Below are 25648 nucleotides of genomic sequence, written 5' to 3'. Positions count from 1 at the left end.
ATCTCGTATCCATAAATCCTTAAAATCGTACTAACCCTACATCTAAGATTAAATACTATTAATCCTCTGTTGCGGAACCTTGCTGTTGTTGAGGTATACGCTTCGACACCGCTGAAGGCACATAGCCAAATTTATGCTTAAACGCTTTGCTGAAATGAAAAGAATCAAAAAAGTTGAGCATATCTGCTACCTGCCCGACAGTATTCCCTTCCTGTTTTAACAGGGATAACGCCAGTTCCAGACGGGCGTTGAGATAATATTCTTTGGGTGTTTTACCGGTATAACGCAAAAAGAGGCGTCTCAACCAGGCTTCGCTACAGGGAATGCTGGCCGCCATTTCTGCGACGCTCCAGCGTTTTTGCAGGCTGGAATGGAGCGCTGCGATGAGTTTTTCAATCTGGAGTCGCTGGGGATCTTTTTTACCGTCGACAGATATGAGGCATATCCATTGATAAATTATTTTTGTCAGAAATGCGACCGCCAGATTATTTTTCATAGCGTTATCAGAAGTAATTAGCTGTGAGACCTCTATAAGTTCCTGATTATAGCGATCGCCATTATAAATAACGCTTTGCTGGCGAAGGGGAATATCCATAATGCTTGTCGGGGTAAATTCCATCCAGTACTGTTCCCAGACCAACCCTTCACAGTGATAAGACAAGATGTCCGTGGGTTTTAAAAAGATAATACAGTTACCCGTAAGGGTGATTTGCTCTCCATCCTGCAATAATATTTTTCCACAGCCCTGCACGGTATAGACGGCGACCCATGAGTTGGCAATAAGCGGCTTTTTCTTATCCCGAGGCCAGATTACCCGGTAGTCTTCGTTGGCGAAGGTGTGCCAAAGGGATATTAATGAAATTCCGCTTGAGATCACACTTTCATTAATCAACAGCGGAATGTTGAACGTTGTTTCGTTTTTTACATGCGAATTTTGCAAGTTTCCATTCATTTTATTTTTCCGCCAGCGAATTATGAGCTCAACCTGAACCTACCAGAAAAATAGTGGCTCAGGGATATCACTTTGTATTTTAGGAAATCTGACTGCCTGACCCGGTGATAAATCCCTACAGCTGCCGGGACATAATCTACAACAAGGGCTATGAGATGAATACGCTACAAATTTTGAGCTTCGTCGGTTTTACGCTACTGGTGGCGATTATCACCTGGTGGAAGATCCGTAAAACGGATACCGGATCGCAGCAGGGCTATTTTCTTGCCGGACGTTCGCTAAAAGCGCCGGTGATTGCCGCCTCGCTGATGCTCACTAACCTCTCTACTGAACAACTGGTCGGCCTCTCGGGGCAGGCGTACAAAAGCGGAATGTCGGTCATGGGCTGGGAAGTCACATCGGCAGTGACCTTAATCTTTCTGGCGCTGATCTTCCTGCCTCGCTATTTGCAACGCGGTATCGCCACCATTCCCGATTTTCTGGAAGAACGCTACGACAAAACCACCCGCATTATTATCGACTTTTGTTTTCTTATCGCTACCGGCGTCTGCTTCCTGCCGATTGTGCTCTATTCCGGCGCGCTGGCGCTGAACAGCCTGTTTCATATCGGGGAGTCGTTGCAGATGTCGCAGGGCGCGGCCATCTGGTTACTGGTGATTTTGCTCGGAATAGCGGGAATTATTTACGCCGTGGTCGGTGGATTGAGAGCGATGGCAGTGGCTGACTCGATCAACGGTATCGGTCTGGTCATTGGCGGCCTGATGGTGCCGGTGTTTGGGCTGATCGCTATGGGCAAGGGCAGCTTTATGCAGGGCCTTGAGCAATTGACCACCGTGCATGCAGAGAAGCTGAACTCTATCGGCGGCGCGAACGATCCGCTGCCGATTGGCGCGGCCTTTACCGGTCTGATTCTGGTGAACACCTTTTACTGGTGTACCAACCAGGGCATTGTGCAACGTACGCTGGCGTCCAAAAGCCTGGCCGAAGGGCAAAAAGGGGCGCTGCTCACCGCGGTGTTGAAGATGCTCGATCCGCTGGTGCTGGTTTTACCGGGTTTGATTGCTTTTCACCTGTATCAGCATCTCCCGAAAGCGGATATGGCCTACCCCACGCTGGTCAATAATGTTCTTCCTGTCCCGCTGGTCGGTTTTTTTGGTGCAGTCTTATTTGGCGCGGTGATCAGCACGTTTAATGGATTTTTAAACAGCGCCAGTACCTTATTCAGCATGGGTATCTATCGCCGCATCATTAATCAGAACGCGCAACCCGAACAGCTGGTGCACGTGGGGCGCAGATTTGGACTCTTCATCGCAGTGATTTCGGTACTGGTTGCGCCGTGGATCGCCAATGCGCCAGAGGGTCTTTACAGCTGGATGAAGCAGCTCAACGGGATTTATAACGTGCCGCTGGTCACCATCATCATTATGGGCTTCTTCTTTCCGCGCATCCCGGCGCTGGCCGCAAAGGTGGCGATGGGACTCGGCATTGTCAGTTACATCACCATTAACTATCTGGTGAAGTTCGATTTCCATTTCCTTTACGTACTGGCCTGCACCTTCTGCATCAACGTGGTGGTGATGTTATTGATCGGCGCGATTAAACCGCGCGCGACACCGTTTAAATTTCACGATGCGTTTGCCGTTGATATGCAGCCCTGGAAAAACGCGAAAATCGCTTCTGTTGGCATCCTTGCCGCCATGATTGGCGTCTATTCCGGACTGGCGCAGTTCGGTGGCTATCAAACCCGGTGGCTGACGGTTATCAGCTATTCAATCACAGCAGCAGTGGTGATTTACATGGTTTACAGCAGCTGGCAGACACGCCGTTCCGCCGCTGTGCAGAGTGTCTGTGACGCTAAGGATAAAGCATGACCCGTCCTAACTTTCTTTTCATCATGACCGACACCCAGGCGACCAACATGGTGGGCTGTTATAGCGGTAAGCCGCTCAACACGCAGCATATTGATGGTCTGGCGGCGGAAGGTATTCGCTTTAACTCCGCCTATACCTGTTCGCCGGTATGCACACCTGCGCGTGCTGGCTTATTTACCGGTATCTATGCCAACCAGTCCGGCCCCTGGACTAACAACGTAGCGCCGGGAAAAAACATTGCCACTATGGGACGCTACTTTAAGGATGCGGGCTATCACACCTGCTATATCGGCAAGTGGCACCTCGACGGGCACGACTATTTTGGCACCGGTGAGTGCCCCCCGGAATGGGATGCCGACTACTGGTATGACGGCGCCAACTACCTTGCGGAACTGACAGAAAGTGAGATCAGCCTCTGGCGTAACGGGTTAAACAGCATCGAAGATTTACAGGCCAACAATATTGATGAAACCTTTACCTGGGCACATCGCATCAGTAATCGCGCCGTCGATTTCCTCGGCCAGCCCGCGCGATCCGACGAGCCGTTTCTGATGGTGGTCTCCTATGACGAGCCCCATCATCCCTTTACCTGTCCGGTTGAATATCTGGAAAAGTATCAGGACTTTTATTACGACCTCGGGGCACGGGCGCAGGACCCGCTGAATGATAAGCCCGAGCATCATCGCCTGTGGTCTCAGGCGATGCCTTCTCCGGTCGGGGAGGATGGGCGCTACTACCATCCGCTCTATTTCGCCTGTAATGATTTCGTCGACGACCAGATTGGCCGGGTGATCAATGCCCTGACTCCAGAGCAACGGGATAACACCTGGGTTATCTATACCTCAGACCACGGGGAAATGATGGGTGCCCATAAGCTCATCAGTAAAGGGGCGGCGATGTACGATGATATCACCCGTATTCCACTGATTATGCGCTCGCCACAGGGCGAACATCGGCAGGTGGATACGCCCGTCAGCCATATCGATCTCCTGCCAACTATGATGGCGCTGGCAGGCATCCAAAAACCCGATATTCTCCCGGGCGAAAATATCCTGGCCGTTGATAAGCCCCGGGGCGTAATGGTGGAGTTCAACCGCTATGAGATTGAGCACGATAGCTTCGGCGGCTTTATTCCGGTGCGTTGCTGGGTGACGGACGACTGGAAGCTGGTACTAAACTTGTTTACCAGCGATGAGCTTTATGACAGAAAAAATGATCCCGATGAGCTCCATAATCTGATCGAAGTCCCGGCTTTCGAAGATGTTCGCATCAGGATGCACGATGCCCTGCTGGATTATATGGATAAAATCCGCGATCCCTTCCGGACCTATCAGTGGAGCCTGCGTCCGTGGCGCAAAGATGCCACGCCACGCTGGATGGGGGCCTTCCGTCCGCGTCCCAAAGATGGCTACTCTCCGGAGGTGCGTGACTATGACACCGGCCTTCCGACACAGGGTGTAAAAGTGGAGGAGAAAAAGCAGAAGTTCTGACTAAAATGCCGGGGCGGTGTTTATACCGCCATCCGGCAATGACAGCAAAAAGGAATGCAGATGAAAATTTCCCGCCTCGGCGAAGCGCCAGATTATCGCTTCTCGCTGGCAAACGAGCGCACCTTTCTGGCCTGGATCCGCACCGCGCTGGGTTTTCTGGCGGCAGGCGTTGGCCTCGACCAGCTGGCCCCTGATTTTGCCACGCCGGTGATCCGCCAGCTGCTGGCGCTGCTGCTGTGCCTCTTTTCCGGCGGGCTGGCGATCTACGGCTACCTGCGCTGGCTGCGCAATGAAAAGGCGATGCGCCTGAAAGAAGATCTCCCCTATACCCACAGCCTGCTGATTATCAGCCTGATCCTGATGGTGGTAGCGGTGATTGTCATGGGACTGGTGCTGTATGGCGGATAGCCGCAAAGCCCGCCGTCTGGCCGATCCGGGGCTGCAGCCGGAGCGGACCTCGCTTGCCTGGCTGCGCACCCTGCTGGGCTACGGCGCGCTGATGATGCTGGCAATCAAACACAACTGGCAGCAGGCGGGCCCGCTGTTTTGGGTGGCGCTGGGCGTGCTGGCCATCGCGGCGCTGATCCTCTGGTACTACACCCGCAGCCGGGCGCAGATGGACGTGTCGCTGTATGATTTTTCATCATCCCGACCTGTGCGTATTAAATTTATGATCGCCCTCGCAGTGTTGTCCCTCGCATTATTGTTTGCTGCTAGCCACGTCCACCATCTCATTATTTTTATCAGGGATTTTGCATGACAGGATGTCAGGTCATGGCCAAGCCAGCCAGTTCACGCTGCAATCTTGACTGCCGCTACTGTTTTTATATCGATAAACCCCAACAGCCGATCATGGATGACGCCACCCTTGAGGGCTTTATCCAACAGCATATCGCGGCCCAGCCCGGGCCAGAGGTACAGTTTGCCTGGCAGGGCGGCGAACCAACCCTTTGCGGGCTGGATTTCTTCCGCCGGGTCGCAACGTTGCAGCGTCGTTATGGCGCGGGAAAACGTATCCACAACGCGTTTCAGACCAACGGGATCCTGCTCAATGATGCCTGGTGTACCTTTTTTCGCGAGCAGGGCTGGCTGGTGGGTATATCCCTCGATGGGCCTGCGGCGCTGCATGATGCGTACAGGGTCAGCCGCAGCGGTAATCCCACCCATCATAAGGTGCTGGCGGCGATAGAAAAGCTGCGGGCGCACAAGGTGTCGTTTAACCTGCTGACGGTCATCAACCGGCAGAACAGCCGCCAGCCGGAGCGGATGTATCGCTATTTGCGCGCGCTGGGCACGCCGCATCTGCAGTTTATTCCGCTTCAGGAACACGACAACCCGGAATCCGTCAGCGATCGGCAGTGGGGCGAATTCCTGTCGACGGTCTTTGACGTCTGGGTGCGGGAAGATATTGGTCGCGTCTTTGTGCAGCTCTTCGACTCGACGTTAGGTGTATGGTGCGGCTACCCGTCGCAGATGTGTTCTCTTGCCGTCACCTGCGGCCACGCCTTTGCGCTGGAGGCCAATGGCGATCTCTACCAGTGTGACCACTACGTCTGGCCCCAGCACCGGCTGGGCAATATTCATCACACGCCGCTGGTGCAGCTCAATAAGAGTGAGGCGGCCATCGCCTTTGGACAGCGTAAGCAAAGCGCTTTATCCGGCGAGTGCCATGCCTGTCCGTTTCTTCATCTGTGTAACGGCGACTGCCCTAAACATTGGGTGAACGGCAAAAGCGCGCTCTGTGCGGGGTATCAGGCATTTTTCCGCCACTCAGCCCCGCATATGCGGGTGATGCGCGATCTGCTTAGCCATCACCGCTCGCCCATGGAACTCATGGCCCTGTTACGCCAGAGCCAGTAAGTTACCGCCCCTTCGCCAGATACGTCGCCATCTCCTCTTCCGGCACCATGCCGCCGCCGGTCGCCCATACGAGGTGGGTGGCGTTATCCAGCGCATAGTGTCCGGATGCGGCGAGGCGTGCCGGCCCGGCCATGCCCGCCAGCGCGGATGGTTCAAGACGGATATTCTCCTCCTGCGCCAGCCAGCCCAGCATGTCATACATGCTTTGATCCGAGAGGGTGTAGAACCCGTCGAGCAGGCGCTCCATGGCGCGGCCGACAAAGCCAGACGCACGGCCAACCGCCAGGCCATCCGCTGCCGTCACGTTATCAATGCCGAGATCCTGCACCGCAATCTGGTCATGCAGCCCGGTATACACCCCCAGCAGCATGCACGGCGAGTGAGTCGGTTCGGCAAAGAAGCAGTGAACGTGGTCGCCAAAGGCCAGCTTCAGCCCAAACGCCACCCCGCCAGGGCCGCCGCCCACGCCGCAGGGCAGATACACAAACAGGGGATGATCCGCATCCACCACGCGGCCCTGCGCTGCAAACTGCGCTTTCAGTCGCGCGCCTGCCACGGCATAGCCTAAAAACAGGGTGCGGGAGTTTTCATCGTCGATGAAGAAGCAGTTGGCATCGCTCTCTGCCGCTTTGCGTCCTTGCTCCACCGCTACGCCGTAATCCTCTTCATACTCAACCACCGTCACGCCGTGGCTGCGCAGTTTGGCCTTTTTCCATTCCCGGGCGTCGGCGGACATATGCACCGTCACCTTAAAGCCGAGGCGGGCGCTCATAATGCCGATGGACATCCCCAGGTTACCGGTGGAGCCTACAGCAATGCTGTACTGGCTGAAGAAGTCCTTAAAGCGCGGCTCCAGCAGAATGCTGTAGTCGTCATCGACGCTGAGCAACCCGGCGGCCAGGGCCAGTTTCTCCGCGTGGGTTAGCACTTCATAAATCCCACCGCGAGCTTTAATGGAGCCGGAGATCGGCAGATGGCTGTCTTTTTTCAGCAGCAGCGTGCCGGGAAGGAGGATATCGAACTCCGCCTCCAGCCGTTTATGCATTGCCGGGATAGCCACCAGTTCAGACTCAATAATCCCATTAGTGGCCGCCGTTTCCGGGAACGCCTTCGCCAGATACGGCGCAAAGCGCGCCAGGCGCGCGTGGGCATCATCCACATCGGCCTGGGTCAGGCCGACATGCGGCAGCTTCGGCCAGGGTGGTGGCTTTCGGGTTAAGCCAGGTGGTCTCTTTCAGGGCGATCAGATCCTCAACCAGAGGATACTGTGCGATTAAGGTGGTGATGTTTGCGTTTTCCATACGAGATCTCTTCGCGCCAGAAAATGAAAACAGGATCGTGCAGCCAATGGCACCAGGATGACAAACGATATTAATGGCGGTTCACATGAGCCAGATTGAATCAAAAGAATAACACCGCGATAAAAAATGTATTTTTATCGTCGCTGGGTCACATTTTTTCACCCTGAACCGCTATTCTGGGCGCGATAAAGAGAGGAAGGAGGGCGGCGTGATGAACGAGGGGAGAGAGGCGAAGAATCGCTTACTGAACGGCTGGCAGCTGTCGAAGATGCATACCTTTGAGGTGGCGGCACGCCATGAGTCGTTCGCGCTGGCGGCGGAAGAGCTTTCCCTAAGCCCGAGCGCGGTAAGCCACCGAATCAACCTGCTGGAAGAGGAGTTGGGGATTGCGTTGTTTATTCGCTCGCACCGCAAAGTGGAGCTGACCCAGGAGGGAAAACGCATTTACTGGACCCTGAAATCGTCGCTGGATACGCTGAATCAGGAGATCCTCGACATCAGGAACCAGGCCCTGTCCGGCAGCCTGACCGTCTACTCACGTCCGTCACTCGCCCAGTGCTGGCTGGTGCCCATGCTGGGAGACTTCACCCGCCGCTATCCGTCGATCTCTCTCACGCTGTTGACCGGCAATGATTACGTCAATATGCAGCGAACCGGCGTCGACCTGGCGATTTATTTCGACGATATGCCGCCAAACCAGCTCTCCCATCACTTTTTGATGGACGAGGAAATCCTGCCGGTCTGCTCACCGGAGTATGCCCGGGAGCGTCAGCTGCCCGCCAGCCTGGATAATCTGCGTCAATGCACTCTGCTGCATGATCGACAGGCATAGAGCAACGATTCCGGTACGGATGAGTGGGGTAGCTGGGCGCGTCATTATGCGGTGAATTTGCCGCCATCATCGGGGATGGGTTTCGATCGTTCCGATTTGGCGGTCAGCGCGGCGATAAATCACGTCGGGGTGGCGATGGGACGCAAGCGGCTGGTACAAAAGCATCTTGAGCGCGGGGAACTGATTGCGCCCTTTGGCGAGAAGACGCTGAAATGCCACCAGCACTATTACGTCTCCACGCTCCCCGGGCGCCAGTGGCCAAAGATTGATGCCTTTATCCACTGGCTCAAGGAAAAAGCTGGCTGATCACACCGCCTGCTCGTGGTGCGAGGCGCGGGAGGCCAGCGGCAGCCAGCAGAGCACAATCAGCAGGCCCATAAGCAACATTAGCAGCCCGAGGCTCGCCTGGCCGTTTTGCGGCATCATCGCCGAGAGCCAGGCCAGCGCGCCGGAGCCGATATTCTGCAAACCCCCCACCAGCGCCCCGGCGGTACCCGCGAGGTACGGGAACGGCTCCATCGCGCCGCTGGTCGCCAGCGGGAACAGCATCCCCGCGCCAAAGAAGAACAGCGCGGCCGGGATCAGCAGGGTCCAGACGTTCATTACCCCGAACAGCCCCGGGATCCACATCATCAGCCCCGCCAGCAGGCAGCTCAACACCGACTGCCACATCAGGGTGGAGAAGCGTTTGTTGGCGCGACCGGCAAACCAGGCGCCGAAAAACGCCGCCGGGATCGGCAGGATAAACAGAACACTCACCACCATACTGCTGAGGCCGAGCCCGGCACCCAGCAGCACGCCCGAGCTGGCTTCGAATACCGCGATACCCGCCAGGCCACCCACCAGCATCAGCACGTAGCAGTTAAACGCCCCGTTGCCGAAGAGGATTTTGTAGCTGGTGAGAAGCTTTGTGCGCGGCGCTTCGGCGGGCCGGGTTTCCGGCATCCAGCGCGCCATGCTGAAGGTGACGATGACGCACAGCACCAGCAGAAAACCATAGCAGGCGCGCCAGGACCAGGCGGTATCCAGCAGGCCGCCAATCAGCGGGGCCAGCAGCGGGCTGACCAGGATGCCCATGTTCAGCAGGCTGTTGGCATGACGCAGCTGGCTGCCTTCATAGAGATCGCGCGGCAGGGTGCGCGCCATCACGCCGCCGACGCCGGTGCCAACGCCCTGCAGCGCGCTGGCGGCAATCAGCACGCTCAGGCTGTGGGTGGTCATGGCGATGACCGTAGCTACCATAAAAATGGTCATCCCGACCAGGATCACCGGACGGCGGCCGACGCGATCCGAGAGCGGGCCGTAAAAGAGCTGCGACACGCCATAGGTCAGCAGATAGGCGCCCATCACGCTCTGGACCGCCCCTTCACGCACCTGGAGTTCCTTCGCCATGTCCGCAATGGCCGGGATATAGATGGTTTGCGCCATCTGACCGACGGCCACCAGCAAGATCAACATCAAGAGTAAATTAACGTTCCGCTGCCTTTTCATGTCGCTGAATACTTTTGCCAAAAGTGAGAAATAAAGAATAAGTAACTGCGCATTCCCATAAATGCGCGAGGAATCTACCACAGTGAGATGACAAGTTAAGCCTTGCGGTGGTGAATGGAGGAGGGCAGAAAGGCAGGATAAGTAAACAAGAACGGCAACTAATGTTGCCAGCGGATCAGGCCAGGCGCAACAGCATTGCGCCAGCGGCAATGCCCACCGCGGCCGCGATGCGCAGTGCGGCAACCCGCTCTTTTAAAAGTATAAAAGCGATAAGCGCGCCAAAGAGAATAGAGGTTTCACGCAAAGCCGCCACTACCGCCAGCGGTGCCTGAGTCATCGCCCAGAGCGCCAGCCCGTAGGAGCCCATGGTGGCCACGCCGCCGAGCAGCCCCTTTTTCCAGTGCAGGCGCAGGTAGCCGGACGCCTCCCGGCGGTGCGTCACCATCGCCCAGCACAGCAGGCAGAAACCGTTCATAAAGAAGGTCCAGAACGTGTAGCCCAGGGCGGTATTCGATAACCGTACTCCGGTGCCGTCCACCAGGGTATACCCGGCGATAAAGCAGGCGTTAATCAGCGCCAGCCAGATCCCCTTGCGCGATTGCATTCGGCCGTTTATCGCCATCACCAGAATCGACAGACAGATAACGGCGATGCCGGTCCATGCCAGCCCGGATAACGTATCGCCCAGGGTGAACACGCTAATCAAGGCCACCAGCAGCGGCGCGGTGCCGCGCATCAGCGGGTAGGTCTGGCTCATATCGGAGACCTGATAGGTCTTCGCCACCAGCACCGTGTAGACCACCTGCAGTGCACAGGAGACGATCAAATAAGGCCAACTGGCCATTGAGGGCTGGGGAGAGAAAGGGAGGCAGATCAGGGCGATAAGCGTTGCGGAGCCGCTCACACTGATGGCGGAGTAGAGTTTGTCCGTCCCGGCTTTGACGATGGCGTTCCAGCTGGCGTGCAGCAGCGCGGCAAAAAGCAGAATGCAGAAAACGGTCAGGGTCATGGCGTGTCTGGTGATGTATTGTCACCAGAACTTAACATTCATGGCTGAGGTGTGCCAGCCAGTTACACCGCGCAGAACAGGCGGTGCGTCACGCGCGGCTCATCCACGACCAGCGTAAAGCCAGCCCGCGGCTGCTGGCTGAACGGATCGCGGTTTAGCCCGCAAATTCCCACCAGTTTGCCGTTCAGAAACGCCCCCAGCAGCTTTTCACCCGGGGCGTTAAAGCGATTTTCACCCCGTTCCCAGTTCTCTTCGAGCCTGCGCAGCATATTGAAGTTGAGCGCGGTGCTCTCGGTTTTCAGCGCGATATACCCCGGTTCGTCCGGCGTAACGGGCTCAATTAACAAACGCAACATAGCGCATTCCCTCGTTATTAAAGAGGGGCGGTTTCCCGCCCCTCTTCGGTGCGGCTTGAACCTGAATCACTTAACGTATTTCAGGACAGCATCAAGCAGTTGCAGTGCTGCAACAATGAGTTTGAGGATAAGTACAACCATATCCACTACGCTCATACGCGTCTCCTCTGGTTAAGGAGCACGATGCTGGCGTACCTTTCCGCCGCCTGTGACCAGCACCTTTGTTGACGTAACACAGTGTGCTCAGGTGGGGAGTGGAGGCGCTGACGGCACCACCCGTTTCAGCCAGGACTTCGTTGCGCCGGTGTACTACGAGCGGCTCCCCTCACACCCTGTGAACACACCCAGTATAGATAAATACTGTATATATGAACAGTAATTTATGGACAAAACGTGAAGAGCGATCCATACTCAAATGCGTCAAAATTCGTGCCGAAAATTGCGCGTTCCTGTGCGATCGCGTATACTTCGTGCGTTGACGTAACACAGTGTGCTCTGCGGTCACCAGCCGCAAACGCTGTTAAAAAAACCTCGCTCCGGCGGGGTTTTTGTTTTCATCACCCGACAAACGAAACGTGATCCCTGACGCATTTTCAGGCAGATGAAAATAATTCCATTGTCTCGTCTGTAAACCTGTGCTTGTATAAATCCACTCAATGATTCCAGAGACAGGTTCCTAATGACCTCTTCCATGCTGACCTCGACCCTACTAAAAACTGCGCACCCAGCCGCAGTGGTCGTCGTGCGTGTGGTGGTCGTCGTCGGCAATGCGCCGTAGGGACTGGATCAACACACGATTCCAAACCCCGCCGGCGCAAACCGGCGGGGTTTTTGTTTAAAGCCTCCCGGAAAGTCGGCCCATAAGAAGGACTGGAGCATGGCAAGTTCGGGCACAACATCACACAAGACGCGTTTCACAGGCGCGCAGTTAATCGTTCATCTGCTGGAACGTCAGGGCATTACCACGGTTGCGGGTATTCCTGGCGGGACGGTACTCCCGCTGTATGACGCCTTAAGCCAGAGCACGCAGATCCGCCACGTGCTGGCGCGACACGAGCAGGGCGCAGGCTTTATCGCCCAGGGCATGGCCCGTACGCAGGGCAAACCGGCGGTCTGTATGGCCTGTAGCGGGCCGGGGGCCACCAACCTGGTGACCGCCATCGCCGATGCGCGCCTCGACTCCATCCCGTTAGTCTGCATTACTGGCCAGGTGCCCGCCTCGATGATCGGCACCGACGCGTTTCAGGAAGTAGACACCTACGGCATCTCTATCCCCATCACCAAGCACAACTACTTAGTGCGTGATATCAGCGAATTACCGCAGGTTATCAGCGATGCGTTCCGCATCGCCCAGTCCGGTCGTCCGGGTCCGGTGTGGATAGACATTCCTAAGGATGTGCAGACCGCTGAAATTGAGATCGACGTGCTGCCTGAGCCGGGCACCCGCGCGCCATCGCCGGAATTCAGCGCTGACAGCGTGCGCGAAGCCGCAGCCATGATTAACGCCGCGCAGCGCCCGGTGCTCTATCTGGGCGGCGGGGTGATTGATGCGCCTGACGCGGTGCGCAGCCTGGCTGAAAAAGCGAATCTGCCGACCACCATGACCCTGATGGCGCTGGGCATGCTGCCAAAAGCGCACCCGCTGTCGCTGGGCATGCTCGGGATGCACGGCGCGCGCAGCACCAACTTTATTCTGCAGGAAGCCGATCTGCTGATCGTTCTCGGGGCGCGTTTTGATGACCGGGCGATTGGCAAAACCGAGCAGTTCTGCCCGAACGCCAAAATCATTCACGTGGATATCGACCGCGCGGAGCTGGGTAAAATCAAGCAGCCGCACGTGGCGATCCAGGGCGATGTTAACGAGGTGCTGGCGCAGCTGCTGCCGCACATTGACGCCACTCCGCGCACCGCGTGGCGCGAGCAGGTGAGCGGCCTGCAGCAGGAGTTCCCGGGCGCCATCCCGACTGAAGGCGATCCGCTGAGCCACTACGGGCTGATTAACGCCGTAGCCGCCTGCGTGGACGACAGCGCCATCATCACCACCGACGTGGGCCAGCATCAGATGTGGACCGCCCAGGCCTATCCGCTGAACCGTCCGCGCCAGTGGCTGACCTCCGGCGGTCTGGGCACCATGGGCTTTGGCCTGCCTGCGGCGGTGGGTGCGGCGCTGGCGAACCCGGATCGCAAGGTGATCTGCTTCTCCGGCGACGGCAGCCTGATGATGAACATTCAGGAGATGGCCACCGCGGCGGAAAACCAGCTGGATGTGAAAATCATCCTGATGAACAACGAGGCGCTGGGCCTGGTGCATCAGCAGCAGAGCCTGTTCTACAAGCAGGGGGTGTTTGCCGCCACCTATCCGGGCACGATCAACTTTATGCAGATTGCCGCCGGGTTTGGCCTCTACACCTGCGATCTGAACGCCGAAGCGGATGCGCAGGCCGCGCTGCAGGAGGCGATTTCACGTCCGGGCCCGGCCCTGATCCACGTGCGTATCGATCAACAACAAAAAGTTTATCCGATGGTACCGCCGGGTGCGGCCAATACAGAAATGGTGGGGGAATAAGCCATGCAGAAGCAAAATGATAACGTCATTCTGGAACTCACCGTCCGCAACCACCCTGGCGTCATGACCCACGTCTGCGGGCTGTTTGCCCGCCGGGCGTTCAACGTGGAAGGCATTCTTTGTTTGCCCATTCAGGGCAGCGAGCACAGCCGCATCTGGCTGCTGGTGAATGACGATCAGCGTCTGGAGCAGATGATGGCGCAGATCGACAAGCTGGAAGACGTGGTGAAAGTGGTGCGTAACCAGTCCGATCCGACCATGTTTAACAAAATTGCGGTGTTCTTCGAGTAACTTACTCCCCGGCGGCGTCCGGGGTAATAATCTTCACAAAACCGTTCCGGCAGTGGGCCGGATAGTCTGCCGGAAGCGGGCGGTCGCTGATCAGCACGTCAAACGCCGACAGCGGCCCGATGCTGGCGGGCGCCACTTCATCAAACAGGGCGTAGCGGGCCAGCAGGATCTTACGGATACCGTGCTGAATGGCTTTGCGCTTGGTGGCCAGGTCGTCAAGGTTAAACCAGGTCACGCCGTAGTGCTCATGCACGCCGCTGGCCGAGATAAACACCTTGCGCGGGTTGAGGGAGTCCAGCACCGACGGGTTGCTGGTGTCGTAAAACGCATCGCTTTTTGCCCGGTAGGTACCGCCGCACAGGATCGCGGTGGCGTTCGGTTTCTCATTGAGCGCCATAAACACGCGATGGGAATAGCAGATGCCGGTAAAGGTGATGTCGTCGGGGATCATGCTGATGACCAGCGGCATTTCCGGGCCATTATCGAAAAACACTAAATCGTTTTCCGCCACCATGCCGGCCGCCAGAATGGCGATCGGCAGGTCGTCGGGATGATGGGTCTGGCTGCGCACCACGGGTGCTGCGGGGGCGGTGGCCGGTTTATTGACCATCACGATATAGCCGCCCAGCAGGGTGAGGGGCAGGACGGTATCATGGTTGTCCGGGCTGAGATCGCGTCGGATGGTCATGACGGAGACTTCCAGCATCCGGGCGGCATCTTTCAGGTGAATGCGGTCGGTTTTCTTTAACAGCTCAACCAGACGCCGGATTCGTTCTTTTTGCTTCGTCTCCATTCACCCTCTCCGCACGGTGTGATGTTCCTTAAAACACATTGATGATGCGTCAGGAACATTTTTGTTGCGTCATACTATACTGCCGCCCGGCCGGAAAGAAAAGTCACTTCTCAAACTGCGTTTACCACTCAATCTATTGTAATTAATGGTTTAATTTGGAATTCCCGTCGTTACATCTCACTTTCCACTCCGCGAGTTGATTAATCATTAAACAGCGTTAATGGATCTGCTAATCGCGATCGCAGTCACAAATGATACGGAAATAACATGATAATGTTACGATAATATCATTGTTATGTGATTGTTTCAGAGAGGTAGTAAACATGGATATCGCGGTTATCGGCTCCAACATGGTGGATCTCATCACCTACATTAATCAGATGCCGAAAGAGGGCGAAACGCTCGAAGCCCCGGCCTTTAAGATTGGCTGTGGCGGCAAAGGGGCGAATCAGGCGGTGGCAGCGGCCAAGCTCAACTCAAAAGTGATGATGCTCACCAAAGTCGGTGACGATATCTTTGCCGATAACACCATCCGTAACCTGGAATCCTGGGGCATCAATACTACCTATGTGGAAAAAGTGCCGTGCACCAGCAGCGGCGTGGCGCCCATCTTTGTGAACGCCAACTCCAGCAACAGCATTCTGATTGTGAAGGGTGCCAATAAATTCCTCTCGCCGGAAGATATCGACCGCGCGGCAGACGATCTGAAAAAGTGTCAGCTTATTGTCCTGCAGCTCGAAGTGCAGCTTGAGACGGTTTATCACGCCATTGAGTTTGGTAAAAAGCACGGTATTCAGGTTTTATTAAATCCGGCCCCGGCGCTGCGTGAATTAGACATGTCCTACGCCTGTAAATGTGATTTCTTTGTGCCGAATGAAACCGAGCTGGAAATTCTGACCGGTATGCCGGTAAACACTTACGAGAATATTTGCCTGGCTGCCCGCTCGCTGGTGGATAAAGGGCTGAACAATATTATCGTCACCATGGGTGAAAAAGGGGCGCTGTGGCTCACCCGTGATAAAGAAGTCGTGGTCCCGGCCTTTAAAGTGAATGCCGTCGACACCAGCGGAGCGGGCGATGCCTTTATTGGCTGTTTTGCCCACTATTACGTCCAGAGCGGCAACGTCGAAGCCGCCATGAAAAAAGCCGCTCTCTTTGCCGCGTTCAGCGTCACCGGGAAAGGTACTCAGTCGTCTTACCCCAGCATTGAACAATTCAATGAGTTCCTGGCATTGAACGAATAATAAAACCCTGCGAAATAAAAGGTAGCACTATGAACGATAAAAACATCATTCAGATGCCTGACGGCTATCTGAATAAAACCCCTCTGTTCCAGTTTATTTTGTTATCCTGCTTATTCCCGTTATGGGGATGCGCTGCTGCTTTAAATGATATTTTAATTACGCAATTTAAAAGCGTCTTTGCACTGAGTAATTTTGCTTCGGCGCTGGTGCAAAGCGCGTTTTATGGCGGCTATTTCCTTATTGCTATTCCTGCCTCGCTGGTCATTAAAAAGACCAGCTATAAAGTAGCGATCTTAATCGGCTTAACGCTTTATATTGTGGGCTGCACGCTCTTTTTCCCCGCCTCGCACATGGCAACCTACACCATGTTCCTGGCGGCGATCTTTGCCATCGCTATCGGTCTGAGCTTCCTCGAAACGGCGGCTAACACCTATAGCTCGATGATCGGCCCGAAAGCCTACGCCACGCTGCGCCTGAACGTCAGCCAGACCTTCTACCCGATTGGCGCTGCCGCCGGCATCCTGCTGGGTAAATATCTGGTCTTCTCCGAAGGCGACAGCCTGGAAAAACAGATGGCGGGCATGAATGCTGAGCAGATCCACAACTTTAAGATTTTGATGCTGGAGAACACCCTGGAGCCCTACAGGTACATGATTATGGTCCTGGTGGTGGTGATGGTGCTGTTCCTGTTAACCCGCTTCCCGACCTGCAAAGTGGCACAAACCGCGGAGCATAAACGGCCGTCGGCGATGGATACCCTGCGCTACCTCGCCACCAATGCCCGCTTCCGTCGCGGTATTGTGGCGCAGTTCCTCTATGTGGGCATGCAGGTGGCGGTGTGGTCGTTCACCATCCGTCTGGCGCTGGAGCTGGGCGATATCAACGAGCGCGACGCCTCTAACTTCATGGTCTACAGCTTTGCCTGCTTCTTCATCGGCAAGTTTGTCGCCAACATTCTGATGACCCGCTTTAACCCGGCGAAGGTGCTGATTATGTACTCGGTGATCGGCGCGCTGTTCCTGGCGTACGTGGCGCTGGCCCCAAGCTTCAGCGCGGTGTATGTCGCGGTGCTGGTGAGCATTCTCTTCGGGCCATGCTGGGCAACCATCTACGCTGGGACCCTGGATACGGTGGACAACGAGCATACCGAAATGGCCGGGGCGGTGATCGTGATGGCGATTGTCGGCGCGGCGGTAGTGCCAGCGGTGCAGGGCTATGTGGCCGATCTGTTCCACTCCCTGCAGGCCTCGTTCCTGGTATCGATGCTGTGCTTTGTTTATGTGGGCTTCTACTTCTGGCGTGAGAGCAAAGTGCGCCGCGAGCTGACCGAAGCCACCGCTTCCTGAGGAGGATCACCATGACGCAACTTCCCCTGTGGCGCGCGCTCTTTACCGAACAGCCGCGCACCCTGCTACAAAACGATGACTTCACGGTAACGGCGTTTCGCTACGCCAGTGGCGTGGAGGGGCTGCGGGTGCAAAACCGCCGCGGTCATCTGGTGATCCTGCCCTGGCTGGGGCAGATGATCTGGGATGCGGAGTTCGACGGCCACGACCTGACGATGCGCAATATGTTCAGCCAGCCTAAAGCGGCAAAAGAGGTGGTCGAAACCTATGGCTGCTTCGCCTTCCACTCTGGCCTGCTGGCGAATGGCTGCCCGTCGCCGGAGGACAGCCATCCGCTGCACGGCGAAATGCCCTGTGCGCCCATGGATGAAGCCTGGCTGGTGCTGACCGACGACAGCCTGACGGTGACCGGGCGCTATGAGTATGTGATGGGATTTGGTCATCACTACCAGGCGCAGCCCGCCGTCACGCTGCGCAAGGACAGCGCCCTGTTCGATATCGCCATGTCAGTAACCAACCTGGCGTCGGTGCCGATGCCGCTCCAGTACATGTGCCACATGAACTATGCCTACGTGGCGGGGGCGACCTTCAGCCAGAACGTGCCGGATGAGGCGATCGCGCTGCGGGAGTCGGTTCCGGCACACGTGAAGCCCACCGAACAGTGGCTGGCGTTCAACCAGCGTTTGCAGCAGGGCGAGGCCTCCCTGAAGGCGCTGGACGAGCCGCACTATTACGATCCGGAAATCGTCTTTTTTGCCGACAGGCTCGATCGCTACACCGCACAACCGGAGTTTCGTATGATCGCCCCGGATGGCGTCACGTTCGTGACCCGCTTTGCCAGCGCGGAGCTGAATTACGCCACCCGCTGGATCCTCTACAACGGCGACCAGCAGGTGGCGGCCTTCGTGCTCCCCGCCACCTGTCGTCCGGAAGGGTTCCTCGCGGCCCGGCGTAGCGGCAGCCTGATTGAACTGGCTCCGGCTGAAACCCGCCGTTTTACGGTGACAACCGGGATCCTCTGACGGCGACAGTGCCGGATGGCGTTACGCCGCCATCCGGCGCTTTCACACCCTTGCCCTGGCTTTACCCCGCTTTACACACCCGCCCCGCCTCATGCTCTACAGTTTTATTTTGCTGCCGCCTTTCGCGCAGCCTTAGCCCCTTTGCTAATGGAGAGCTTGCATGTTGACCCGACGATTGTCCTGCCTGGCGCTGCTGGTGGCGCTTGCCTCACCCGCGATGGCTGCGGATACCCCCGCCTACGGCGAGAAGCTGGAAGGTTTTGACTACGCCTGGCCGGTGAAACACTTCACCTTTACCTCGCAAAACCAGTCTCTGGATATGGCGTATCTGGATGTGAAGCCGGAAAAAGCCAACGGCCGCACCGTGGTGCTGATGCACGGTAAAAACTTCTGCGCCGGTACCTGGGATGCCACCATCCGGGCCCTTACCACCAGCGGCTACCGCGTGGTGGCCCCCGATCAGATCGGTTTTTGCAAATCCACCAAGCCCGAGCGGTATCAGTACACTTTCCAGCAGCTGGCGGATAACACCCATGCGCTGCTGAAGGAGCTGGGCGTCGATCGCGTCACCGTCATCGGGCACTCCACCGGCGGCATGCTGGCGACCCGCTACGCGCTGATGTGGCCGCAGCAGGTAGAGCAACTGGTGATGGTCAACCCGATTGGCCTTGAGGACTGGAAGGCGCGCGGCGTGCCGCATATCACCGTTGACCAGTGGTATCAGCGCGAGCTGAAAACCAGCGCCGACGGCATCCGCCAGTACGAGAAAAACACCTACTACGCCGGGGAGTGGAAGCCGGAATATGAACGCTGGATCACCATGCTCGCCGGGCTCAATAACGGGCCGGGCAAAGAGCGCGTGGCCTGGAACTCGGCGCTGCTCTACGACATGATCTACACCCAGCCGGTTATCTATGAATTCAGCGAGCTGAAGATGCCGGTATTATTGATGATCGGCACGAAGGACAACACCGCCATCGGAAAAGATCTCGCCCCGCCTGAGATCCGCAAAACCCTTGGCAACTACGCGGTGCTGGGCAAAGAGACGGCGAAGCGGATCCCACAGGCCACGCTTGTCGAGTTTAACGATATGGGCCACGCCCCGCAGATGCAGGATCCTGCGCGTTTCCATGAGGCGCTGCTGAAGGGGCTTCAGACGCGCTGACTGGTCTCCAGCATCACCCCGCGCAGCCACGCCTGCGCGGGATTGCGGTGCAGCAGCCATCGGCTGTATTGTCCTGATGGAAATGCTCATGGTATTAAAAGAGCATAAAATCTATTGTGAAAAGCGTACGCAGCTTTCTTACACGCCGACGCTTACGGTAAAGAATTCGTGTGGTTCGGTGCATATTGATTCTTGCGGCTCTTATACGGGAACCCTGACTGGCGTTATCGATGGAATGAGTTCTTTCGATACTTTCAACAAAAGGATTGTTCTAAGTTGTAATGTTCTTATTTGTACAATGATCAGCTCCCTGTACTTTTTAGTGGGATAGCAGTAATAGCAACCTTATTTATTTAGATCCTAACCCAGAACATACACATCGCCTGTTGCCGGATTAACTGAATTCGGCAACCACAAGCTCCCCCATTTACCGGTACAATGGCAGCCCATTATTTTATCGGGTTTAAGGTCGTCCAAAAACTGCCTGATAGCCCAGAGCTTACGGGGGGAGGCGCTGCGCAGGTGAAAACCACCGAACAGGGCGTGAATATGATTTATGCCTGTTATTCTCTGGCAGTGACGCACAATATCAATGAGTCCCCGATGTCCACAGCCGATAAAAATGACCAGGCCATGCTCAGATTTATAGATCAAAACGCCTTCATCTTTTACATAGTCCACTGTCGCATTTTTATCGCCCATAACACCGTACGCGCGCGGATGAGCAACAGGGATTTCTCCTGACCATATGAAACGCTCACCAAGATGAAGTGGCGTTGCGCTGTACTCCATGCGATACCGTGAATAATCATTATTCAACGACAATTTTTTTATTCTGGCGGTAAAGCCTGGAAACCTTACTGCCGCGTAGCGCTTTTCGGCCACCAGGGGATGGCATACGATCCGGCAATTCTCCGGTAACCACGGAACACCGCCACAATGGTCATAGTGGCCGTGTGAAAGTACGGCTGCGGTCAGTTGGGTCAAGTCGATCCCCATAAGGGCAGCGTTATGCAGGAAGCTATCATCAGGTCCGGTATCAAACAGAATTGAATCATTTTCATCCTGTATCAACAGACTTAGCCCAGCTTTAGCATGTAGCAAATTCTTAGCGCTGGCGTTAAGTCGGTTTTCCAGCAATACGTTGATTTTTATGACCATGTTTGCTCTTTCCCTGAAGTATGGATTTGTTATCGGCGGTCCGGATGTTCATCGATAATACACCGTTGATATTCTTTCTTCAGACGCGCTGACTGGTCTCCAGCAGCAACCCGCGCAGCCACGCCTGCGCGGGATTACGGTGCGTTCTTCCGTGCCAGGCCATGCTTTTGGTGAACCCCGCAATGTCGACGGGTGCCTCGCCGACCCACATGCCTTGCCGGTTCTCCGCCATCCGCGCGGGCACCACGGCCAGCATGTCGCTGATCGCCAGCACCTCCGGCAGCACCAGAAAGCTGCTTACCGATAACCCGATGTAACGCGTGCGCCCAATCCGCGCCAGCGCGTCGTCGGTGACGCCATGAAAACTTTCGCCTTCATAGGAGACCAGCACGTGCTCCAGGGCGCAAAACCGCTCCAGCGTCAGCGACTTGCCCGCATTCGGGTGGTCGGCGCGCATCATGCAGACATAGGTTTCGTCGTACAGCGCGCGGCTGTGCAGTTCGTCCGGTGTGGTGTGGGGCGTCAGCAGGGCCAGGTCTATCTTCCCCTGTTCAAGCTGGCTTACCAGGCGGTCGGGCTCGACCGGCACAACGCGCACGCGCACCGCGGGTGCCTGGACTTTCAGCGCGGCAATAAAGGGCACAACCACCGCCCGCAGGGCGTAGTCGGTGGCGGCAAGGGTAAAGGTCAGGCTGGCGCTGAGGGGATCAAATTCGGTAGGCTGCAGCAGGACGTCGATATCCGCCAGGATACGTTTCACCGGCGCGGCCAGCGCTTCTGCGCGGGTGGTCGGTACGATGCCGTGCGGCACGCGGATGAACAGCGGATCGTCAAAGTAATCGCGCAGTCGATTGAGCATGCCGCTGACCGCGGGCTGGGTCAGCGACAGGCGCGCTGCCGCACGGGTGACGCTGCGCTCATCCAGCAGGGCATCCAGGGTTTTTAAAAGATTCAAATCCAGGGTGCGGATATCCGTTTTCATCGCCTTGTACCACCTGTTTTGTGCGCATTAATACGACTTTGTACGCTGTCGACGCGCTGCGTTTCCCGATATTATGCTCGCCTAATCGTAAGGAGAGTGCATGGTCTGGATAATGCTGGCTACGCTTGCCGTGGTGTTTGTGGTGGGCTTTCGCGTAATGACGTCGGGTTCCCGGCGCGCCATTCGTCGTCTCAGCGAACGTCTGGGGATCACCCCTGTGCCGCTGGAGTCGATGATCGACCAGTTTGGCAAAAGCGCCGGCAATGAGTTTATCCGCTACCTTGAACGCCCCGACGAAGCGCATCTGCAAAATGCCGCCCAGGTGCTGCTGATCTGGCAGGTGTGCATTGTAGACAGCAGCGAAAATAATCTTCTTACCTGGTATCGCCTGCTGCGCAAGGCGCGTCTCGCCGCGCCCATCACCGATGCCCAGGTTCGTCTGGCGCTCGGCTTTATGCGCGAAATGGAGCCCGATCCGTACGACCTTAACGCCTTCCAGCTGCGCTATAACCAGCTCTTCCTGCCGGAAGAGGGGGTCTTTTTCCTGCACTGATATCACCAACCGTGATGAGGATTATAAATCATCGTCATTAGATTTATACCACTGCCCGGCGCACCATTGCCTCATCAACAACAGGATGAGGTGAACCATGAAACAATCAGCCATTATCTGGCCGCAGGACTTCCTGCCAGGCACGACCGACAACTTTGCATCCAACGAAATCATCGTCGCCGGGCTGACCGCCCAGGCAGTCTGGGATCAGCTCAATGACACCTCCCGGTGGCCGGGATACTACAGCAATGCCGAAGACATTCGCTTTCACGACGGCAGCGGCCCGGCGTTAAGCGCCAACGCCCGCTTTCGCTTCACTACCTTTGGCTTCCCGGTAGAAGCGCAGATCACTGAATACGTGCCGCCGGTGGCAGGGCAGGCCGCGCGTATTGCCTGGCACGGCTGGGTGGAAGGGGATGCGAATTCGCGCCTCGACGTTATCCACGCCTGGCTGTTTGAAGACTTGCCCGGCAACCGGGTACGCATCCTGACCCAGGAGTCGCAGAAAGGCGTTCCGGCGCAGGAGTTGGCGCGCACCGTGCCGAATCCGATGATCAACGGCCATCAGGAGTGGATTGTCGGGCTGGCGAAGGCGGCGCGAGGGTAATTTTTTGCCCGGTGGCGCTACGCTTACCGGGCCTACGAGACCTGTAGGCCGGTGCAAGCGCAGCGCCGCCCGGCAAAAAGTGCCAAAAGTTGTCTAAACGTTAAATAGATCACACTTTAACTGTTAAACTGCACGGCTTTCCCGCTCGTTTTCTCCTCAGGTGATGCCATGACAGAACAGATCCAATCCGCCCCTTCGCCCCATGCCAGGGCGGTCTCCCGCCCAAACTGGTCGGCGGTTTTTTCCGTGGCGTTTTGCGTCGCCTGCCTGATTACCGTGGAGTTTTTACCGGTCAGCCTGCTGACACCGATGGCGCAGGATCTGGGCATTTCCGAAGGGCTGGCGGGTCAGTCCGTCACCGTTACCGCCTTTGTCGCCATGTTTGCCAGCCTGTTCATCACTCAGGCGATTGGTACCACCGATCGCCGCAAGGTGGTGATCCTCTTTTCTGTCCTGCTGACGCTCTCCTGTCTGCTGGTCTCGTTTGCCGATAACTTCACCCTGCTGCTGTTAGGGCGTGCCTGCCTCGGGCTGGGACTCGGTGGGTTCTGGGCGATGTCCGCCTCGCTCACCATGCGCCTGGTGCCGGCGCGTACCGTGCCAAAAGCGCTGTCGGTGATCTTCGGTGCTGTCTCCATCGCGCTGGTGATTGCCGCGCCGCTGGGCAGTTTCCTCGGGGGCATCATCGGCTGGCGCAACGTCTTTAACGGCGCGGCGGTGATGGGCGTACTCTGTATTCTGTGGGTGTGGAAAGCGCTGCCGTCGCTGCCGGGCGAAGCCGCGCATCACAAGCAGAACATGTTCAGCCTGCTGAAACGCCCCGGCGTGCTGGCGGGGATGACCGCCATCTTTATGGCCTTCGCCGGGCAGTTCGCCTTCTTTACCTATATCCGCCCGGTGTTTACGACCCTGGCCGGATTTAACGTCGACGGCCTGACGTTGGTGCTTTTAAGCTTCGGTATCGCCAGCTTTGTCGGCACTTCGCTCTCGGCGCAGTTCCTGAAACGCTCCCTGAAAGTGGCACTGGCGGGCGCACCGCTGGTACTGGCCATTAGCGCTGCCGTGCTGATCCTGTGGGGGAGTGACAAGTGGGTTGCCTCGGCGATTGCCATTATCTGGGGTTTTGCCTTTGCGCTGATCCCGGTGGGCTGGTCGACGTGGATCACCCGTTCCCTTGCTGATCAGGCCGAAAAAGCCGGTTCCATTCAGGTGGCGGTGATCCAGCTGGCGAACACCTGCGGCGCGGCGGTGGGCGGTATCGCGCTGGATAATTTGGGGCTGACATCACCGCTGGTGATTTCCGGTACGCTGATGCTGCTGACGGCCCTGCTGGTGGCGGGGAAAGTGAAGGCGCAATAGGTAATTTTCCCCTCACCCCGGCCCTCTCCCCAAAGGGGCGAGGGAGAAAAGACAGTTCCCTCTCCCCTGTGGGGAGAGGGTTAGGGTGAGGGGTAATGGCTACCCAGACTTCTGAACCCGTCTTCTCGAATCCATCGAAATCAGCACCACCGACGACACAATCAGCAGCGTGCCCAGCCAGTCCGGCAGGGTAAACGCCACCCCCAGTAAAATCACTGACAGCAGAGCGCTGCTCAGCGGCTCGGCGCAGCTCAGAATGCTCGCCTTCGGCCCGCCAATCATCTGGGCGCCTTTCAGATACAGGCTGAAGGTCACCGCCGTGCCGATCACCACCAGATAGAAGAACGCCAGCAGTATACTGCCGTCGATGACGAAGCTGGTGCCGCGCCCGGCGTAGAACGGCGTCAGCATTAATCCGGCCAGCAGCATACTCCAGCCGACAATCGGCAGCGTGCCGTAGCGGGCGATCAGCGTGGACGGGTAGGTGGTGTAAAACGCTGCGGCGAAGGCGGAGGCGATACCCCAGGCCAGCGCGGCCGGAGAGATGGTCAGCGAGGTGGGATCGCCGTGGGTGACCAGTAAAAAGGTGCCGATAAGCGAGGTCATGATCGCCGCCAGCACAAAGATGCCAGGTCGCTTTTTGCGCGCCAGCGCGAACCACGCCACGATAATGGTCGGCGACAGGAACTGCAGCACGGTGGCGGTAGCGGCGTTGGATTTTTCAATCGTCACCAGGAAGGTGAGCTGGACGATCAGCGCCCCGAACAGGGAAAAAATCAGCAGGCTGAGGGCGTCTTTGCGATTTTTGATGACCGTGAAAATCTTGTCACCGTGGACGAATGAGAGTGTCAGCAGGATCACGCCGGCAAACAGCAGGCGGATCATGGTCAGATACGGCGAAGGGATCTGACTTTTCTCCATGATGTACTGCGCGCAAACCCCCGAGCTGCCCCATAAAATGGCGGCGATCAGGACGTTCAGCATCCCTTTTTTTGTGGCACCCATGTTCTCCCCTGCAATATTGGCTTTTCAAAGGCCAGCAGCATAACACGGGTCTTGCCGGGTGGCGCTACGCTTACCCGGCCTACGAATTTAGTAGGCCCGTGCAAGCGCAGCGCCGCCGGGCGCAATGGGGGTGTGCGGCCTGATGCCCTCACCCCGGCCCTCTCCCACTGGGAGAGGGTGCAAACACTAAAAACGGCAACCTGGTTGCCGTTTTGCTTTTACCTCAGAACCACGCCTCCCACATCGCGCCGACGTTGAAGTCGTCGAGGGTTTCGTCTTTGGTGTTGTTCACCCGGGCGGTGCGTTCGTTATCCACCTTGCCGCCGGTGACGTAGAAGCGCAGCATCGGGCGGAATTCCGGGCCCATGGCGATGGACATGTTCTGCGACAGG

25 protein-coding genes and 2 pseudogenes are annotated in these 25648 nt (G+C 56.9%); 16 read left to right on the top strand and 11 right to left on the bottom strand.

Annotated features, from left to right (window positions below; genetic code table 11):
* Positions 1-58: 58 nt before the first annotated feature.
* Positions 59-952, bottom strand: coding sequence for an AraC family transcriptional regulator (locus K5I40_RS22625; protein ID WP_223075664.1), 894 nt, complete (start codon positions 950-952; stop codon positions 59-61).
* A 155-nt stretch (positions 953-1107) separates the two neighbouring features.
* Between K5I40_RS22625 and K5I40_RS22620 the strand changes: the two genes are divergently transcribed.
* The 5 genes from K5I40_RS22620 to K5I40_RS22600 are packed head-to-tail and all read left to right on the top strand — an operon-like array spanning position 1108 to position 6173.
* Positions 1108-2823: a solute:sodium symporter family transporter gene (locus K5I40_RS22620; RefSeq protein WP_223075663.1), complete on the top strand. Its 1716-nt coding sequence runs from the start codon at positions 1108-1110 to the stop codon at positions 2821-2823.
* Positions 2820-4313, top strand: a complete 1494-nt coding sequence (locus tag K5I40_RS22615) for a sulfatase-like hydrolase/transferase (RefSeq protein WP_223075662.1) — start codon at positions 2820-2822, stop codon at positions 4311-4313. Before K5I40_RS22620 ends, K5I40_RS22615 begins: the two co-directional genes overlap by 4 nt.
* 60 nt (positions 4314-4373) lie before the next feature.
* Positions 4374-4721, top strand: coding sequence for a YidH family protein (locus K5I40_RS22610; RefSeq protein WP_103177645.1), 348 nt, complete (start codon positions 4374-4376; stop codon positions 4719-4721).
* Entirely contained in the window at positions 4711-5073 is a 363-nt protein-coding gene (locus tag K5I40_RS22605) for a DUF202 domain-containing protein (RefSeq protein ID WP_223075661.1), read from the top strand. The genes K5I40_RS22610 and K5I40_RS22605 overlap by 11 nt, the downstream gene beginning before the upstream one ends.
* Entirely contained in the window at positions 5070-6173 is a 1104-nt protein-coding gene (locus tag K5I40_RS22600) for an anaerobic sulfatase maturase (protein ID WP_223075660.1), read from the top strand. The genes K5I40_RS22605 and K5I40_RS22600 overlap by 4 nt, the downstream gene beginning before the upstream one ends.
* Position 6174: 1 nt before the next feature.
* Here the strand turns inward: K5I40_RS22600 and dsdA are convergent.
* Positions 6175-7474, bottom strand: a pseudogene (gene dsdA / locus K5I40_RS22595) (D-serine ammonia-lyase).
* A gap of 211 nt (positions 7475-7685) precedes the next feature.
* Between dsdA and dsdC the strand changes: the two are divergent.
* A pseudogene (dsdC, locus tag K5I40_RS22590) lies at positions 7686-8612 on the top strand (DNA-binding transcriptional regulator DsdC).
* On the opposite strand, the gene emrD reads toward dsdC, so the two are convergent.
* The 4 genes from emrD to tisB form a co-directional block, all read right to left on the bottom strand.
* Positions 8613-9797, bottom strand: coding sequence for a multidrug efflux MFS transporter EmrD (gene emrD / locus K5I40_RS22585; RefSeq protein ID WP_039032271.1), 1185 nt, complete (start codon positions 9795-9797; stop codon positions 8613-8615).
* A gap of 175 nt (positions 9798-9972) precedes the next feature.
* A complete protein-coding gene (locus K5I40_RS22580; RefSeq protein ID WP_223075659.1) occupies positions 9973-10806 on the bottom strand; it encodes a DMT family transporter in 834 nt (277 codons plus the stop codon).
* Between the two features lie 62 nt (positions 10807-10868).
* Positions 10869-11162, bottom strand: a complete 294-nt coding sequence (locus tag K5I40_RS22575; protein WP_223075658.1) for a hypothetical protein — start codon at positions 11160-11162, stop codon at positions 10869-10871.
* A gap of 66 nt (positions 11163-11228) precedes the next feature.
* Positions 11229-11318 (bottom strand): type I toxin-antitoxin system toxin TisB, encoded by a 90-nt coding sequence (gene tisB / locus K5I40_RS22570; RefSeq protein WP_039032257.1) that lies wholly within the window; start codon positions 11316-11318, stop codon positions 11229-11231.
* A 523-nt stretch (positions 11319-11841) separates the two neighbouring features.
* Here tisB and ivbL point away from each other — a divergent pair.
* From ivbL to ilvN, 3 genes are all read left to right on the top strand, one after another.
* Positions 11842-11940, top strand: a complete 99-nt coding sequence (gene ivbL / locus K5I40_RS22565; protein ID WP_138370925.1) for an ilvB operon leader peptide IvbL — start codon at positions 11842-11844, stop codon at positions 11938-11940.
* A gap of 99 nt (positions 11941-12039) precedes the next feature.
* Positions 12040-13728, top strand: coding sequence for an acetolactate synthase large subunit (ilvB, locus tag K5I40_RS22560; protein WP_223075657.1), 1689 nt, complete (start codon positions 12040-12042; stop codon positions 13726-13728).
* A 3-nt stretch (positions 13729-13731) separates the two neighbouring features.
* Positions 13732-14019, top strand: coding sequence for an acetolactate synthase small subunit (gene ilvN, locus K5I40_RS22555; RefSeq protein WP_039032259.1), 288 nt, complete (start codon positions 13732-13734; stop codon positions 14017-14019).
* 1 nt (position 14020) lies between these two features.
* Here the strand turns inward: ilvN and K5I40_RS22550 are convergent, their stop codons facing one another.
* On the bottom strand, positions 14021-14812 hold the full coding sequence (locus K5I40_RS22550; RefSeq protein ID WP_223075656.1) for a DeoR family transcriptional regulator: 792 nt from the start codon (positions 14810-14812) through the stop codon (positions 14021-14023).
* A 323-nt stretch (positions 14813-15135) separates the two neighbouring features.
* Here K5I40_RS22550 and rbsK point away from each other — a divergent pair, with 323 nt between their 5' ends.
* The 4 genes from rbsK to K5I40_RS22530 all read left to right on the top strand — a co-directional run bounded on the left by rbsK (position 15136) and on the right by K5I40_RS22530 (position 19589).
* The gene (gene rbsK, locus K5I40_RS22545; protein ID WP_039032261.1) at positions 15136-16056 is read left to right on the top strand and encodes a ribokinase; all 921 of its coding nucleotides are present in this window, start codon (positions 15136-15138) and stop codon (positions 16054-16056) included.
* A 29-nt stretch (positions 16057-16085) separates the two neighbouring features.
* The gene (gene fucP, locus K5I40_RS22540; protein WP_039032262.1) at positions 16086-17402 is read left to right on the top strand and encodes an L-fucose:H+ symporter permease; all 1317 of its coding nucleotides are present in this window, start codon (positions 16086-16088) and stop codon (positions 17400-17402) included.
* Between the two features lie 11 nt (positions 17403-17413).
* Entirely contained in the window at positions 17414-18424 is a 1011-nt protein-coding gene (locus K5I40_RS22535) for an aldose 1-epimerase family protein (protein WP_223075655.1), read from the top strand.
* A 160-nt stretch (positions 18425-18584) separates the two neighbouring features.
* Positions 18585-19589 carry an alpha/beta fold hydrolase gene (locus tag K5I40_RS22530; protein WP_223075654.1) on the top strand — a complete coding sequence of 335 codons (1005 nt, stop codon included), beginning with the start codon at positions 18585-18587 and terminating at the stop codon, positions 19587-19589.
* A gap of 360 nt (positions 19590-19949) precedes the next feature.
* Here K5I40_RS22530 and K5I40_RS22525 read toward each other — a convergent pair whose 3' ends face one another.
* Positions 19950-20750 carry an MBL fold metallo-hydrolase gene (locus K5I40_RS22525; RefSeq protein ID WP_223075653.1) on the bottom strand — a complete coding sequence of 267 codons (801 nt, stop codon included), beginning with the start codon at positions 20748-20750 and terminating at the stop codon, positions 19950-19952.
* A gap of 79 nt (positions 20751-20829) precedes the next feature.
* The gene (locus K5I40_RS22520; protein ID WP_223075652.1) at positions 20830-21732 is read right to left on the bottom strand and encodes a LysR family transcriptional regulator; all 903 of its coding nucleotides are present in this window, start codon (positions 21730-21732) and stop codon (positions 20830-20832) included.
* A gap of 100 nt (positions 21733-21832) precedes the next feature.
* Here K5I40_RS22520 and K5I40_RS22515 point away from each other — a divergent pair, with 100 nt between their 5' ends.
* The 3 genes from K5I40_RS22515 (at position 21833) to nepI (ending at position 24251) form a co-directional block, all read left to right on the top strand.
* Complete coding sequence (locus tag K5I40_RS22515; RefSeq protein WP_039032266.1) at positions 21833-22285, top strand: DUF1198 domain-containing protein; 453 nt, start codon at positions 21833-21835, stop codon at positions 22283-22285.
* Positions 22286-22382: 97 nt separating this feature from the next.
* On the top strand, positions 22383-22892 hold the full coding sequence (locus K5I40_RS22510; protein WP_039032267.1) for an SRPBCC domain-containing protein: 510 nt from the start codon (positions 22383-22385) through the stop codon (positions 22890-22892).
* Between the two features lie 168 nt (positions 22893-23060).
* Positions 23061-24251: a purine ribonucleoside efflux pump NepI gene (gene nepI / locus K5I40_RS22505; protein WP_223075651.1), complete on the top strand. Its 1191-nt coding sequence runs from the start codon at positions 23061-23063 to the stop codon at positions 24249-24251.
* Between the two features lie 99 nt (positions 24252-24350).
* On the opposite strand, the gene K5I40_RS22500 is transcribed toward nepI, so the two are convergent.
* Complete coding sequence (locus K5I40_RS22500; protein ID WP_139563898.1) at positions 24351-25256, bottom strand: DMT family transporter; 906 nt, start codon at positions 25254-25256, stop codon at positions 24351-24353.
* 223 nt (positions 25257-25479) lie between these two features.
* On the bottom strand, positions 25480-25648 hold a 169-nt coding region (locus K5I40_RS22495; protein ID WP_223074355.1), incomplete at its 5' end, for a carbohydrate porin.

Origin of the sequence: Leclercia sp. LTM14 (genome assembly GCF_023736175.1) — a bacterium.
Lineage (GTDB): Bacteria > Pseudomonadota > Gammaproteobacteria > Enterobacterales > Enterobacteriaceae > Enterobacter > Enterobacter barmai.
This window is presented reverse-complemented; position numbering and strand designations above follow the sequence as displayed.

Excerpts from the sequence above, each read along its gene's own strand:
- emrD (WP_039032271.1), bottom strand. The coding sequence starts at position 9,797 with ATGAAAAGGCAGCGGAACGTTAATTTACTCTTGATGTTGATCTTGCTG.
- K5I40_RS22520 (WP_223075652.1), bottom strand. The coding sequence starts at position 21,732 with ATGAAAACGGATATCCGCACCCTGGATTTGAATCTTTTAAAAACCCTG.
- K5I40_RS22515 (WP_039032266.1), top strand. The coding sequence starts at position 21,833 with ATGGTCTGGATAATGCTGGCTACGCTTGCCGTGGTGTTTGTGGTGGGC.
- K5I40_RS22615 (WP_223075662.1), top strand. The coding sequence starts at position 2,820 with ATGACCCGTCCTAACTTTCTTTTCATCATGACCGACACCCAGGCGACC.
- K5I40_RS22510 (WP_039032267.1), top strand. The coding sequence starts at position 22,383 with ATGAAACAATCAGCCATTATCTGGCCGCAGGACTTCCTGCCAGGCACG.
- K5I40_RS22605 (WP_223075661.1), top strand. The coding sequence starts at position 4,711 with ATGGCGGATAGCCGCAAAGCCCGCCGTCTGGCCGATCCGGGGCTGCAG.
- ilvN (WP_039032259.1), top strand. The coding sequence starts at position 13,732 with ATGCAGAAGCAAAATGATAACGTCATTCTGGAACTCACCGTCCGCAAC.
- ivbL (WP_138370925.1), top strand. The coding sequence starts at position 11,842 with ATGACCTCTTCCATGCTGACCTCGACCCTACTAAAAACTGCGCACCCA.
- K5I40_RS22525 (WP_223075653.1), bottom strand. The coding sequence starts at position 20,750 with ATGGTCATAAAAATCAACGTATTGCTGGAAAACCGACTTAACGCCAGC.
- K5I40_RS22535 (WP_223075655.1), top strand. The coding sequence starts at position 17,414 with ATGACGCAACTTCCCCTGTGGCGCGCGCTCTTTACCGAACAGCCGCGC.
- K5I40_RS22600 (WP_223075660.1), top strand. The coding sequence starts at position 5,070 with ATGACAGGATGTCAGGTCATGGCCAAGCCAGCCAGTTCACGCTGCAAT.
- nepI (WP_223075651.1), top strand. The coding sequence starts at position 23,061 with ATGACAGAACAGATCCAATCCGCCCCTTCGCCCCATGCCAGGGCGGTC.
- K5I40_RS22625 (WP_223075664.1), bottom strand. The coding sequence starts at position 952 with ATGAATGGAAACTTGCAAAATTCGCATGTAAAAAACGAAACAACGTTC.
- ilvB (WP_223075657.1), top strand. The coding sequence starts at position 12,040 with ATGGCAAGTTCGGGCACAACATCACACAAGACGCGTTTCACAGGCGCG.
- K5I40_RS22500 (WP_139563898.1), bottom strand. The coding sequence starts at position 25,256 with ATGGGTGCCACAAAAAAAGGGATGCTGAACGTCCTGATCGCCGCCATT.
- tisB (WP_039032257.1), bottom strand. The coding sequence starts at position 11,318 with ATGAGCGTAGTGGATATGGTTGTACTTATCCTCAAACTCATTGTTGCA.
- K5I40_RS22550 (WP_223075656.1), bottom strand. The coding sequence starts at position 14,812 with ATGGAGACGAAGCAAAAAGAACGAATCCGGCGTCTGGTTGAGCTGTTA.
- K5I40_RS22530 (WP_223075654.1), top strand. The coding sequence starts at position 18,585 with ATGTTGACCCGACGATTGTCCTGCCTGGCGCTGCTGGTGGCGCTTGCC.
- K5I40_RS22610 (WP_103177645.1), top strand. The coding sequence starts at position 4,374 with ATGAAAATTTCCCGCCTCGGCGAAGCGCCAGATTATCGCTTCTCGCTG.
- K5I40_RS22575 (WP_223075658.1), bottom strand. The coding sequence starts at position 11,162 with ATGTTGCGTTTGTTAATTGAGCCCGTTACGCCGGACGAACCGGGGTAT.
- fucP (WP_039032262.1), top strand. The coding sequence starts at position 16,086 with ATGAACGATAAAAACATCATTCAGATGCCTGACGGCTATCTGAATAAA.
- K5I40_RS22620 (WP_223075663.1), top strand. The coding sequence starts at position 1,108 with ATGAATACGCTACAAATTTTGAGCTTCGTCGGTTTTACGCTACTGGTG.
- rbsK (WP_039032261.1), top strand. The coding sequence starts at position 15,136 with ATGGATATCGCGGTTATCGGCTCCAACATGGTGGATCTCATCACCTAC.
- K5I40_RS22580 (WP_223075659.1), bottom strand. The coding sequence starts at position 10,806 with ATGACCCTGACCGTTTTCTGCATTCTGCTTTTTGCCGCGCTGCTGCAC.